Below are 13,772 nucleotides of genomic sequence, written 5' to 3'. Positions count from 1 at the left end.
TGGTCGGGGAGACAGGATTCGAACCTGCGACCCTCTGCTCCCAAAGCAGATGCGCTACCAGGCTGCGCTACTCCCCGACGGGGCGAGCCCTAGAGCAAGCAGGGGTGGGGCGGCAAGGCGCAATCTCGGACCGTGGGTTCAGGTTTGGCGAAACACACCTTGGTAGAATCAACCATACGTGCCAAGCGGCCCTAACGACCGGCTATGGCGACGAGGCCGGACGTGATGGAGTTTTCCTTACTATGGCTAGTTTTCTGAGTCGCATCGGGTGCCTGTTCGGGAGGCATGCGCCTTCGCGCCGTGATGTGCGGTATGATGGGCATCTCAAGGTCGGACCGTGCCGCGTCTGTGGGCGCGAGCTGGAAAAGCGCGCCGACGGGCGCTGGGTCATACGTACCGGCGCAAAGCCGCTTAACAAGGATTGAGACGACCGGTTGACCTTCGCGCGGGGCTCCCCCAACTGGGCGGCGAACAATCCCTAGCGGCACGCATGCGAGGAGCGACCATGACGACCTGGACTTCCACCAACCCTATGACCGGCGACGTGGTGTGGCAGGGCGAGGACGCGGATGTCGATGCGGCGGTGCGCGCGGCGCGCGCGGCGCAGGGGGCCTGGGCGGTGCGTCCGCTGGCGGAGCGTATTGCGATTGCCGAGCGCTATGCCGAGGTGGTCAAAGCCCATGCCGAGGAATTTGCCGCGGTCATCGCGCGCGAGACGGGCAAGCCGCTGTGGGAAGCACGCACCGAAGTCGGCACCGTGGCGGCCAAGGTGGCGATCTCGATTACCGCGCAGGCCGAACGCGCGGGCGAGCGCTTTGGCGAAGCGGCGGGCGTGCCGCAGGCGCTGCGTCACAAGCCGCATGGTGTGCTGGCGGTGCTGGGGCCCTACAATTTCCCGGCGCACCTGCCCAACGGCCATATCGTGCCTGCGCTGCTGGCGGGCAATGCGGTGGTGTTCAAGCCTTCCGAACTGACCCCTGCCTCAGGCGCCTACATGGCCGGGCTATGGACCGAGGCTGGCCTGCCCGAAGGCGTACTGGTGGTGACGCAGGGCCGCGCCGATACCGGCCGCGCGCTGGCAGCGCATGCGGAGCTTGATGGACTGCTGTTCACCGGCTCCTCGAACACCGGCCTCGCGCTGCACCAGGCTTTTGCGGCGCGGCCCGACCGGATCCTTGCCATCGAGACTGGCGGCAACAACCCCCTTATCGCCTGGGACATCGCTGAGGGCGATGTCGAAGCAGCTGCCTCACTTGTTGTGCAATCGGCGTTTCTCTCCGCCGGCCAGCGCTGCACCTGCGCGCGGCGGCTGATCGTGGGGCCGCAGGGCGATGCGCTGATCGCGGCGATCGCGGCGCTGGCCGACCGCATCATCGTGGGCGGACCGTTCGACGAGCCCGCGCCGTTCATGGGCCCGGTGGTCGATCTGAATGCGGCGGCGCGCGTCGTACGGGCGTGGGAGGCGCTGGTGGCGATGGGCGGCACGGTGATCCGTCCGCTCAAGCGGCTGCGTGAGGGCACACCGCTGCTATCGCCCGCGATGATCGATGTGACGGGCCTTGCCGTGCCCGACGAGGAAATCTTCGGACCCGTGCTGCAGGTGATCCGTGTTGCCGATTTCGAGGCCGCCGTTGCGGCGGCGAACGCCACACGCTTTGGCCTTGCCGCGAGCCTGATCGGCGGCGACGAGGCGCTCTACCGCAGCTTCTGGGCTGCGAGCCGCGCAGGCGTGGTCAACTGGAACCGGCCGACCAACGGCGCCGCGTCCTCGGCGCCGTTCGGCGGAGTAGGGATTTCGGGCAACCACCGTCCGAGCGCCTATTATGCCGCAGATTACTGCGCCTGGCCGGTGGCGAGCCTGGAAAGCCCTGCGATTGCCCCGGCGGTGCTGACAGGGCTGCGAGGCTGAGCTCAGTGAACTCGCGATTGCGAGGGGTGTCCAGAAATCCTCAACGGGACTTCGGATTGGTGGGCCCGGCAGGATTCGAACCCGCGACCTAGCCGTTATGAGCGGCCAGCTCTAACCGCTGAGCTACAGGCCCACCTTGCCTGTCCGGTTAGTGCGGCGCCGGGCGATTGGCAAGCGGGGGTCAGACCTCCACGCCGGCCATGATATCGGCAACGCCGGCCGGGCGGATCCCGCGCTTGCGGAGATAGGCGAAGACAGCGCGCCACCAGTCGTAGAGCTGATCGAGGCCGCCCTCGTCGCGCACATAAGGCGTGAGGCCGGGCCGCAGCGAGGGGCTGTGGAACGAGAAGACGAGGACGGGCAGGCCATCATCGAGTGCGATGTCGATGCCCTTGATCGCCTCCTCGATGCTCACGCCTTCGGGGGTGAGCGGAATGCGTTCGAGCAGTGCCAGCCGCGCAAGAAGGCCACGCAGCTTGGGCATGCGCCACATTGCGGGATAAAGCATCGGTCCCTGCTGGCGCAGCATGCCCCAGAACACGGTGGTGAGCGGAAGCTCCATAAGCCCGCCAGGCTGATCGACCCACCACGGCACGACGGGGTGATCGTTGAAGCTGGGGCCGCCGCTTGCGCTGTAATCGAAGCGCGCGCGCACCGAGGTATCGATCGCGAGGCCGGCGCTCTTGAGGATTTCGGCGCTGGCGGGTCCGATGCCGTAGCGGCCGGCGCGATAGATCAGCGGGGCCTTGCCGAAGGCGCGCTCGATCGCATCGCGCAAGGTGTTGAACTTGGCCGCTTCGAGGACGGGTGGCAGGTTGCCTGCATAGCTGTTGAAGACGGTGACGTCCTCATCATGCGGCGGGTTGACCCAGGGGTGGAGCTGCACACCGATTTCAGCACGGCCCTTGGCAACAGCGTCGCCCAAAGCCTCGACCGCAGCCGGATCGGTCGCGATCGGATAGTCGATCAGATAGATCGGGGCGACACCCATCCCTTCGCAGAACTGCTGGAATCGGGCGAGGCGCGGCACGTGGCTGAGGCCGTGACCGGTGCGGCCGAGCGGCTGGGTCCAGTCGAACTCCTCCTCGGTATCGACCGTCACGATGAAGCGCTGCCCGAAGCCCGGTGCGAAGCGCACATGCTGCCTCGCCTCCGGCACATCAAGAATGTTCGGCTGAGCCACGCCTCAGAATATCCCCTTAGCCGGCTTGTCCGCCGCCTATGCCCATTTGGCTAGGTGCATGGCGCGCGGTGGTCAAGAGCGGCAGCGTGATGTCGAGCCTTGCCCCATCGCGCACCATCAGGCCGCCAGCTGCGCGCAGCTCCGCCGCACAGAGACGGAGGCCGAAGCCGCTTCCAAGCATGCCGCCGGGGCTGGCAAGGCTATCGGCAACCAGCAGCGGGGCCGCTTCAGCCGGGGCGGCGAGCGGGGCAGGCAGCGGCAGGACCAGGCGCACGGCATAGCCGTGCGGGCCCGCGCCGACGCGCAGCGAGAGCCCCATGCGTTCGCCGGGCGCGGCGGCGCTGGCGATGAGCGAGAGCAGCCGCCACAAGGTGCGCTCAAGCTCTTCGGCCGGGACCGCAACAGGGAGTGGACCATCGGGCAGATCGTGCGACAGCACCGCCTCGCGCGGGGCGAGCAGCGGATCGAGCTGCGCGATGAGCCGGGCGAGCAGGGCGGTGAGATCGGTCTCTCCGCTGCTCGCGCCGGCAGCCTGTGCAGGCGCGGATTCGAGCAGTGCCAACCGCTCCACATCCTCGAACCCGGCCAGCATGCGTGCGGCATCGGAGGCAATGCCTGCGGCAAGACTGCGATACTGATGCGGCGTCGGTCCGAGCAACTGCTGCTGGATCAGCTCGGCGAAGCCCTGGATCGCGTTGATCGGCGTGCGCAGCTCGTGCAGCATCTGGCGCAGACGATCAGTGCTGCGCGCGGCCTCGTCGTCGTTGGCGGCCGGGAGCGTGGCGGTATCTTGCGTCGGCGGGCGGCGCAGGCGGGCGTGCCAGCCGAGGAAATGGCCGCTTTCGGGGACAAAGCTCGGCACTGCGTCGATCCGCCAGGCGCCTTCGACAGCGGCTGGTCCTTCAAGGTCCAATCGGCCGGCGATCACCGGAAGGCGCGCGCGGGCGGCGCTGAAGGTGGCGGGATCGCAGGTGACCGGCGCATCGGGATCGGCGGCAAAGGGCCGCAGCCCGACGAGCGCGGCGGCGAGCGCAGCAGGGGCGGCAATCACCGTGCCATCGGCATCGAGCGTGAGATCGACGGTGGTGACGGCCGGCGACGCGGCGTGCAATTCGTCGGCGAAGGGCAGGTGGCTCTGCACCGTGCCCGACGGATCACTGCCCTGCAGGCGCGCGCCGGCCGGCGCCTCACGCGCGCGGCGGAACGCCTCAATCCGGGCGATGATCGCGCCGATGCCCTCGCCGGCCGGCTGGGCGGCTTCATCGGCAGGCAGAGTTGGAACGATTCTTTGCGTAGTGATCTGGGGCGTAGTGATCTGGAGAGGGGGGGCGATCGGGTGCGAGGGGACGACCCGCGCTTCGGCGGGCGTTTCGTGCGCGTAGCCCGGCGGCAGCGGCAGTGCGAAATCGGTGATGCCGAGCCGCGCGAGCAGTTGTTCGACCTCCGGCCCGAGATCGCGGCGATGGCGCAGGAACCCGCGCGCCTGAACCGGAAGATCGGGAATGAGCTGGAGCCATTCACGCGGCTGCAGACGGGCGGAAGTGATTGCTGCGAGTGCCACTCTGGGACCGGCATCGGCAAAATGTTCGACGAGGATTGGTGAACGCAGGGTGGAGGCCGCGATAAGGGATGCACTCGCGTTTTCGCCCAGTGCGGCGCTCAGCGAATCGAGCCGCGCCAGCGCCGCAATGTGCTGCTCGGTCCAGCGTTCGGCAGGGGTGCGGCCAAGGAGGTCGAGCAACTGGCGCATCTGCGTCGAAATCGCACCCGGACCGGCCGCGACGGTGCGCAGCACGGTATCGAGGCGATCGTCGACAATCATGCATTCTCCGAGCAAAGGCGACGTGCGGCGTGGTGCGCCGGTGTGGTTACCGGGACCCTAACAAAATGCGGGAGGGCGGGAAGGGGTCTGTTGATTGCGTTGCATTGTGGGACGATTGCGATATTAAACAACAAAATTATCGGCGGCTGCCACACAAGGTGTGGAAAGTTACCAAGATTGGCGAGATAGCCCCCTGCATGCCGCCAGAACGGGTGGCATGGCAAGAGGCGGTGTTAACCAATCGGTCCAGACTGAAATACTCGAGCGCACGCAGGGCACAAAGCGAACCATGGCAACTCTCGACGGGATCGATCGGCGTCTGCTCGCCGAATTGCAGGATGAAGGGCGCGTGACGAATGTCGAGCTGGCGCAGCGCGTCGGCCTCACCGCGCCGCCCTGCCTGCGGCGGGTGCGCGCGCTCGAGGAAGCGGGCGTGATCAGGGGCTACCATGCCGAGCTCGATCCCTCGAAGCTGGGCTTTGCGATCACTGTTTTCGCGCTCGTCAGCCTGAAGAGCCAGGCCGAGGAATCGCTGCGCCAGTTCGAGGACCACATGCGCACGCTGCCCGAAGTGCGCGAGTGCCACATGCTCAACGGCGAGATCGATTTTATCCTCAAGATCGTCAGCCGCGATCTGCAGAGCTTCCAGGAATTCCTCACCAGCAAGCTGACGCCCGCGCCCAATGTGGCGAGCGTGAAGACTTCGCTGACGATCCGCACCGCCAAGCAGCTTCCCGGCGTGCCACTGGACGACTGAGCGGCGAAAGGGACCCTGGCGGAGCGGACGGTTTGCACGAGATCCCCGAAACGCTGCCCTCCCAGGACCTGCTCAACGCCTGCTACGGCGACATGCGGCGCATGGCGCGGCGCATCCTGCTGGGCGACGGTGCGGGGCAGGTGATCCAGCCGACCGAGCTTGCCAACGAAGCTGCGATCCGCCTGCTGCGCTCCGATCTTTCGGGGGTCACCGGCGCCGGCCACATGCTCGCTTATGCCGCGCGAACGATGCGACAGGTCCTGATCGACGAAGCGCGCAAGCAGGCCGCGAAAAAGCGGCAGGCGGTGGCGATGATGACCGTCTTTCCCGATGATCCGGCGCAAGGGCTGGTGAACATCGAAGACCTCGACCGCGTGCTGACCGAGCTGGCCAGCCATTCGGCAGAACACGCCCGGATCGTGGAACTGCGCTTCATGCTGGGCATGAGCGTGGAAGAGACGGTGGCGGCAATGGGGCTTTCGCACCGCACCGTGCTGCGGCGCTGGAATGCGGCGCGGTTGTGGCTCCTGGAACGGCTGGAGCCAGCGTGAGCGGCGAAGGGGGCGATCCTGCCACCGAGCGGCGCGTGCTGGCGCTGATGGAGCGGCTGGTCGCGCATCCCGGAAACGTTCGATTCCGCGCCCGGCTGCTGAAGAACGAAAGCCCGGCGGTGCTGGCGAGGATCGCGGCGCTGGAGCGGGCCGGGGCGGCCAAGGACGCGATGCCGACCCAGCTGCCCGCCGGGCTCGATGCCGCGCTGCTGCCCCCGCCCGAGCGCTTCGGCCCGTTTGCCTTCGTGCGACCGATCGGTGCGGGCGGCATGGGCGAGGTTTGGGAAGGGCGTCGCGATGACGGGCTGTTTGAGCAGCGCGTCGCGATCAAGCTGATCCAGCCGCGGCTGCAGGTGCGCGCGGCCGAAGCCTTCGTGGCCGAGCGGCGCATCCTCGCGCGGCTGGAACATCCCGGCATCGCGCGACTGATCGACGGGGGCATGACCGCGGACGGGCGGCCGTGCCTGGTGATGGAGTTTGTCGACGGGGTGCCGATCGACGAGGCGGCCGGGCAGTCCCTTGCCGAACGGCTGCAGCGGTTTGCTGCGGCGGCGCAGGCGGTCCACTATGCGCATAGCCGGCTGGTGGCGCACGGCGATCTCAAGCCCTCCAACATTCTGGTCGACCGCGAGGGCCGGGTGCGGCTGCTGGACTTCGGCATCGCGCGGCTGCTGGAGGGGGAGGCTGACGCACTGCTGCTTTCGGGCGCGGTGACGAGCGCCTTTGCCAGCCCGGCGCGGCTGGCGGGCGGCCTGCCTTCGGTGGCGGACGATGTTTTTGCGCTGGGGCGGCTCCTGGCGCGGATCGCCGGCGAGGATGCCGACGAAGAACTGGTCGCGATCATCGCCAAGGCCTGCGCCGAGGACGAGGGCGCGCGCTATGGCGGGGTGCCGGATCTGCTGGCCGATCTGGAGCGGCGCGAGAGGCACTTTCCGCTCTCCGCCAGAACCGGGCGCGGCGCGCCGGATTGGCGCTATCGCGCGGGCCTGTTCGTGCGGCGGCGCTGGAAGACGCTGGCGCTGTGTACGGTGCTGGTGGCGCTGGCAGGCGTGGCGGCGGCAGGCATGCTGGCGGCCGAACGGCAGCGGATCGAGGCGGCGGCCCGGTTCGACGACGCGCGCGGCACGTCCAATTACCTGCTCTTCACGCTCTATGACCAGCTGGAGCGCCAGCCCGGTGCATTGCCGCTGCGGCGCGAGGTGGCGCAGACGGCGCAGCATTATCTGGACCGCTTGGCCGGCAGCGACCTTGCCGACCCTTCGGTGCGGTTGCAGGCAGCAGCAGGCCTCTTGCGGCTGGCCGAAGTGCAAGGCAGCCCGCTGGGCGCCAATCTGGGCCAGCCGGAGCGGGCACGCGCCAATATCGACCGGGCGCTGCAGCTTGCTTCCGATGCGCGGCTGGTGGCGCAGGCGCGGATGGCCAGCGCGTGGCTAGCCGAACTGATCGAGGAAGATACGCCGCGAGCGCGGACCGATGCGGCGGCGGCGCAAGTTGCCATCCGGCGGATTGTGCCAGACGACCTGGAAGGCCCGCGCCTGCAGGCGAGCCATGACCTGCTGCTCTCGATCATCGCACAATGGGATGCCGATTATCCGGCGGCGATTGCAGCCGCTACGTCGGCCGAGCGGCAACTGGCGCGCGATATCAGCCTGCCCGCGCTCATCCTGCGATCCCGCGCAGCCGAGGCGCGCGGGGATGTGATCTGGTATGGCGGGGACAACAAGGGGGCAGTCCCCGCGTACCGCGAGGCCGTGGCGGTGCTCGAGGATGCCGTGCGGCGCTATCCTGCGCGCATCCACGCGCTGCGGCGGCTGGGGCACGCGCGCTGGGCATTGGCGTCGGCGCTGGCAGACAGTGGCAATGTGGCGGAAGGCTTGCGCCAGATCGAACAATCCAGTGCGGAGTTGCGGCGGGTCGTGGCGTTCGACCCGGCAGACGACGACGCGCGCCGGCACCTCCACATCAGCGAGAACGCGCGCGGGGGTATACTGGTGCAGGCGGGCAAGGTGGACGAAGGCCTCGCCCTGCTGGCGGCGACGGCGGCGGAGCGCAAGGCGCTGTGGCAGGCGCATCCGGGTGAAGCGCGGCGGATGCGCGACTACGCGGTGGAAGTGAAGCCGCTGGCGGACCTCCAAGCTAAGGCGGGGCGGCTGCGCGAGGCCTGCGCCAGTTATGCCGAGGCGCGGCGGGTGTTTGAGCTGATGGATAAAGCCGGGCGCCTGACCGCACAGGATCGCAGCGATCAGCTGGGCAATATCCTGAAATCACAGGAAAAGTACTGCCCGCAGTCCGGATTGGATTGATTTTGTTTGCCCAGCTTGGCCGATCCGCGGGCTGTCTCACGCATTCCCTGTCGGGAAATAGGCTGCGCAAAGGACTGCGATCATGGGCACGTACAACCTGACCGAGGGCGACGATATTCTTGGCATCGATCCGTTCCGGTATCCTTCGGATGATCCGGGGCCCTTTGTGGTCAATGCGCGTGGCGGCAATGACACCATCGTCGGCGGCTTCGAGGGCGACATGCTCAATGGCGGGGAAGGCAATGACTCACTGTCAGGGCTTTATGGTGCGAACCTCGTGCACGGCGACAACGGCGACGACTATATCCAGATTTACAACGAAGGCGGCAGCAGCACTGATCTGGCCAACTATGACCTGCTCGCCGATACGGTGTTCGGAGATGCCGGGAACGACAGCGTCCAGTTCATCCTCGGCGGCGCATCGGTGGCGCACCGGGCTGACGGCGGCGCGGGGATCGACAGCTTGGCGATCAGCTTCGAGAACCGCTTCAAGACCCTGCCTGACGGCTCCAGCCAGCTTCTGATCTACAACAAGACCATCGATCTGCGCGGGCTTTGGACCGGCGGATTCGGCAAGGTCGACGGCGGCACGGTGCGCGGGTTCGAGATTCTGACCTCGATCAGCGGCGGCCAAGGCAACGACACGATCATCGTCGGGAACTACAACGCGCCGACCAATCCGGGGACCATGCGTCCCTATGATCTGCTCATTGACGGGAATGGCGGAGATGACACCATTTCCGGCGGCGCATCCTACGATCAGATCAACGGCGGCGCGGGCAGCGACAGGATCTACGGCAACGACGGTGACGACAACCTTTCGGCGGGGCCTTCCACCCCCGGCGCTGGCAACGACCTGATCTTTGGCGGAAACGGCAATGACGTGATTAATGGCGGCGGCGGCAATGACCAGCTTTACGGAGATGCCGGGGATGACAACATCGCCGGGGCCGAGGGCAACAATCGGATCTCCGGCGGCGCGGGCAAGGATTACATTTCGGCCGGAAGCGGCAACGATCGCATCCTTGGCGGCGACGACAACGACAATCTTAACGGCGGCGACGGCAACAACGTGTTGAATGGCGACGCAGGGGATGACAGCCTCTTCGGTGGAGCGGGCGTGGACGTGCTCAGCGGCGGGAGCGGAGATGACTTCATCTTCGGTGCGGCGGGCAACGACCGGCTGATCGGCGGCATCGGGACCGATACCCTGCAGGGCGGCAATGGCGCCGATACGCTCTTTGGCGGGGCAGGCAACGATACGCTCGATGAAACGGTCCAGGACGACAGCGCCAACGACAAGCTCTATGGGGAAGCGGGCGATGACATCCTGCGCGGCGGCGGCGGGGTGGACCGGCTCTATGGCGGAACCGGAACCGACACGCTGAGCGGCGGGGCCAGCCGCGATTTCTTCGTGTTTACCACCGCCCCCGATGGCGACACGATTACCGACTTTACCCGCACCGAGGGCGACAAGATCCTCCTTTCGAAAGCGGTCTATGCCGGCTTTGCGGCAAGGGGCGTGCTGGCGGCCGATGCCTTCCACGCCGGGGCCGGGGTGGATGCCGCGAGCGATGCCAACGACCGGATCCTCTACAACACCACCAGCGGGGCCTTGTGGTATGATGCGGACGGCACCGGGGGTGCTGCGGCGCAGCTGATCGCCACGCTGGGAAGCGGTGATCATCCGAGGCTGGTGTTCTCAGATATCCTGATCGTGGCCTGAGCAGTCGGAGCCCGCAAGATTGGCACAGCTTTTGGTGCGCGGGAGATTAGGCAAACCGGGACCGTGTGGTTAGCATTCCGGCCGCGTGATAACGTAACCGGAGAACCCCGCCTATGCGCCGTGCCCTGCTTGCCACGACAGCGCTGCTTGCCGCCCTGACGGCCGTGACTGCAACCGCAGCGCAGGGGCGCGAGCCGCCACGCCTGCTGCAGCATCCCAGCCTTTCGGCGACCGAGATCGCGTTCGATTATGCCGGGGCGATCTGGACGGTGCCGCGCGGCGGCGGGACCGCGCGCGTGCTGGTGACCGGGCAGGGCGACAACAGCCGGCCGGTGTTCTCACCCGACGGAACGATGATCGCATTCACTGGCCGGTTCGATGGCAACCGCGACGTCTATGTGGTGCCCGCAGCGGGCGGTGTGCCGCGGCGGCTGACCTGGCATCCCGGACCCGATGTGGCCCTCGGCTGGTCGGCGGACGGCAAGAGCGTGCTGCTGCGCTCCGCGCGCGAGATGGTGCGCGATCTTCAACGGTTCTACCTCATGCCGGTGGGCGGCGGCGATCCGCGCCCGGTGCCGCTTCCTTCGGGCGACGACGGGGCGCTCAGCGCGGACGGGACGCATTTTGCCTATACGCCCTTCGAGCAGTGGCAGCCTGCGTGGAAACAGTATCGCGGCGGGCAGACCGACCGCATCTGGATTGCCGACCTCAAGGACAGCGCGGTGGTGAAGATCCCGCGCGAGAATTCCAATGACCGCAATCCGATGTTCGTGGGCGATGATGTCTATTTCCTCTCCGACCGCGACGGGCCGCGCACGCTCTATCGCTATGCCGGCAAGGCGGGCACCGTCACGCAAGTGATCCGCAATGACCGCGGGTTTGATATGGCGTCCGCGTCGGCGGGGCCAGGCGGGATCGTGATCGATCACTTCGGCAGGATCGAGGTCTACGATCTGGCCACGGGCACGGTTTCGCGGCCAACGATCACCATCGGCGCGGAGGCACCTTCGCTCCGGCCCCATGTCAAGGCGCTCGAGGCGGGCGATATCGCGGCGGCGGTGCTCACGCCCTCGGGCAAGCGCATGGTGGTCGAAGCGCATGGCGAGATCCTTTCGGTGCCCGCCGAAAAGGGCGACACGCGCAACCTGACACAGACGCCGGGCGTGGCAGAGCGCGATCCGGCGGCATCGCCCGATGGCAAGTCGATCGCCTATTTCAGCGACGAGAGCGGGGAATATGCACTGCATATCCGCGCGGCAGACGGCACCGGCGGGGTGCGCAAGATCGATCTCGGAACGCCGGGATCCTACTTCTATGCGCCGTTGTGGTCGCCGGATTCGAAGCGCATCGCGTTTCGCGACAAGCGCCTCAACCTGTGGCTGGTCGATGTGACGGCGGCCGCGCCGAAGCCGGTGAAGATCGCCACCGACCGCTATGACAGCCCTGAGCATAACTTCGATCCGGCCTGGTCGCCCGACAGCCGCTATCTGGCCTATGCTCTGCAGGGGACCAACCACCTCCACACGGTGATGATCCACACGCTTGCGACCGGCACGGCGCAGGCGCTGACCGACGGAATGAGCGATGCGGTTTCGCCCCGGTTCGATGCGGGCGGCGAGGTGCTCTATTTCATCGCCAATACCAGCCGCGGGCTGGGGGCCGGCTGGCTCGACATGTCGAGCCTGGGGCGCGCAACCACCGGCGCCGTCTATGCCGCCGTGCTCAGGAAGGACGGCGCCGCACCGACTGCACCGCAGAGCGACGAGGAAGGTGAGGGCGCGGACAAGGCGGCGAAGCCAAAGGACGACAAGGCCGAAAAGGGCGCGAAGGACGGGAAGGACGCGCCGGCGCCCAAGCCCGTGCAGATCGACTTTGCCGGGCTCGACCAGCGCATCGTTGCGCTTGATCTGCCTTTGGCGCGCTATGTCGCGCTGTTTCCGGCCGAGGCGGGGACCTTGCTGGCGGTGACCGCGCCGGTGGTTGCCACCGATCACGATCTGATCGACGAAAGCGGTGCGCCTGAGCCGGTCTCGGTTGTGCGCTACGATACCAAGGTGCGCAAGCCGGCGACGCTGATCGAGGGCGCCGATGCAGGGTCGCTCTCCGTCTCCGCCGATGGCAAGAAAGTCCTCTTCGCCAAGCACGGCGAGCGGTTTCTTGCCTCAACCGCGGCACCCGCGGAGGGCGAGAAGGCGGCGCCCGCTGCGGTGAAGTTTGCCGCGTCGATCAATGTCGATCCGATGGCCGAGTGGCGGCAGATGTACCGCGAGGTGTGGCGGATCGAGCGCGATTTCCTCTACGATCCCAAGGCGCATGGGCTTGATCTCGCGCGGGCCGAGAAGCTCTATGAACCGTTCCTTGGCGGACTGGGCAGCCGCGCCGAACTCAACGCGCTGTTCGAGGAAATGACCGGGCATATCGGCCTTGGCCATACGTTCGTGAACGGCGGCGAGGGGCCGAAGCAGGATGCGGTGAGCACCGGACTGCTCGGCGCCGATTTCGAGCAGGTCGACGGCCATTATCGGTTCCGCACGGTGCTGAAGGGCGAGAGCTGGAACCCGGGCCTGCAGGCCCCCCTGGCGCAGCCGGGCGCGGAGGTGAAAGCCGGTGAGTATCTGCTGGCGATCAACGGCCGCCCGGTCGATCCGGCGAACGAGGTCTACAAGGGCTTCGAGGGCCTGGCGGGCAAGCAGACCATGCTGACCGTTGGGCCAAGCCCGGACGGGAAGGGTTCGCGCGACGTCAGGGTCGTGCCGATCGCGCGCGACATTCCGCTGCGCCTGCACAGCTGGATGGAAGCCAACCGGCGGCTGGTCGACACGCTTTCGGGCGGGAAGCTGGGCTATGTCTATCTGCCCGATACTGCCGGTGGCGGTTTCGCCAACTTCAACCGCTACTATTTCGCGCAAGTCGGCAAGCAGGGCATGATCATCGACGAACGCTTCAACCACGGCGGCGACATTGCCGACTACATCGTCGACCAGTTGAAGCGTACTCCGCAGATGGTCAATTCGACCCGCGAGGGCGAGCCGATGGTCGAACCGGCGCAGGCGATCTTCGGGCCCAAGGTCATGCTGATCAACGAGATGTCGGGTTCGGGCGGCGATGCCCTTCCGTGGCTGTTCCGCAAGGTGGGCGTGGGCACGCTCGTCGGCAAGCGGACCTGGGGCGGGCTGGTTGGCATCGGCGGCTATCCGGTGCTGATGGATGGCGGCATGGTCACCGCGCCGCGCTGGGCGATCTATGGCACGGGCGGGCAGTGGGAAGTCGAGAACATCGGCATTCCGCCTGATGTGGAAGTGGAGCAGGACCCGGCGCAGCAGCGGCTGGGGCACGACCCGCAGCTCGAGGCGGGCGTGCGCATTGCGCTTGAGGCACTGGCGAAGACGCCGCCGCCGACGTTTGCCCAGCCCGCCGCGCCGGATCGCAAGCCGGTGCTGCCGGATGGTATCGACTAGGCCTGCTTTACGTAAATAGCCGGATTTACCCTGAAAGGCTTTCGGCCGGGCGCGCGCAGCGCC

General features: G+C 67.2%; 8 protein-coding genes and 2 tRNA genes. 6 read left to right on the top strand and 4 right to left on the bottom strand.

The window, feature by feature from the left end:
• A tRNA-Pro gene (locus tag Q0082_RS03525) sits at positions 1-77 on the bottom strand.
• Between the two features lie 428 nt (positions 78-505).
• Between Q0082_RS03525 and astD the strand changes: the two genes are divergently transcribed.
• Complete coding sequence (astD, locus tag Q0082_RS03520) at positions 506-1,909, top strand: succinylglutamate-semialdehyde dehydrogenase (RefSeq protein ID WP_298189951.1); 1,404 nt, start codon at positions 506-508, stop codon at positions 1,907-1,909.
• A 57-nt stretch (positions 1,910-1,966) separates the two neighbouring features.
• On the opposite strand, the gene Q0082_RS03515 is transcribed toward astD, so the two are convergent.
• The 3 genes from Q0082_RS03515 to Q0082_RS03505 form a co-directional block, all read right to left on the bottom strand.
• A tRNA-Ile gene (locus tag Q0082_RS03515) sits at positions 1,967-2,042 on the bottom strand.
• A gap of 48 nt (positions 2,043-2,090) precedes the next feature.
• The gene (locus Q0082_RS03510; RefSeq protein WP_298189949.1) at positions 2,091-3,092 is read right to left on the bottom strand and encodes a polysaccharide deacetylase family protein; all 1,002 of its coding nucleotides are present in this window, start codon (positions 3,090-3,092) and stop codon (positions 2,091-2,093) included.
• 16 nt (positions 3,093-3,108) lie between these two features.
• Positions 3,109-4,914 carry a histidine kinase dimerization/phospho-acceptor domain-containing protein gene (locus Q0082_RS03505; protein ID WP_298189947.1) on the bottom strand — a complete coding sequence of 602 codons (1,806 nt, stop codon included), beginning with the start codon at positions 4,912-4,914 and terminating at the stop codon, positions 3,109-3,111.
• 289 nt (positions 4,915-5,203) lie between these two features.
• Between Q0082_RS03505 and Q0082_RS03500 the strand changes: the two genes are divergently transcribed.
• From Q0082_RS03500 to Q0082_RS03480, 5 genes are all read left to right on the top strand, one after another.
• Entirely contained in the window at positions 5,204-5,671 is a 468-nt protein-coding gene (locus Q0082_RS03500) for an Lrp/AsnC family transcriptional regulator (protein ID WP_298189945.1), read from the top strand.
• A 32-nt stretch (positions 5,672-5,703) separates the two neighbouring features.
• Complete coding sequence (locus tag Q0082_RS03495; RefSeq protein ID WP_298189943.1) at positions 5,704-6,222, top strand: ECF-type sigma factor; 519 nt, start codon at positions 5,704-5,706, stop codon at positions 6,220-6,222.
• Complete coding sequence (locus Q0082_RS03490) at positions 6,219-8,525, top strand: serine/threonine-protein kinase (protein WP_298189941.1); 2,307 nt, start codon at positions 6,219-6,221, stop codon at positions 8,523-8,525. The genes Q0082_RS03495 and Q0082_RS03490 overlap by 4 nt, the downstream gene beginning before the upstream one ends.
• Before the next feature lie 82 nt (positions 8,526-8,607).
• Entirely contained in the window at positions 8,608-10,251 is a 1,644-nt protein-coding gene (locus Q0082_RS03485) for a calcium-binding protein (protein WP_298189939.1), read from the top strand.
• A gap of 113 nt (positions 10,252-10,364) precedes the next feature.
• The gene (locus Q0082_RS03480; protein ID WP_298189937.1) at positions 10,365-13,709 is read left to right on the top strand and encodes a S41 family peptidase; all 3,345 of its coding nucleotides are present in this window, start codon (positions 10,365-10,367) and stop codon (positions 13,707-13,709) included.
• Positions 13,710-13,772: the final 63 nt, after the last annotated feature.

Origin of the sequence: Novosphingobium sp. (assembly GCF_027489515.1) — a bacterium.
In the GTDB taxonomy this organism is placed as follows: domain Bacteria; phylum Pseudomonadota; class Alphaproteobacteria; order Sphingomonadales; family Sphingomonadaceae; genus Novosphingobium.
Note: the sequence above shows the minus strand (reverse complement) of the source record. Positions and strands in the feature narration are given on the sequence as shown.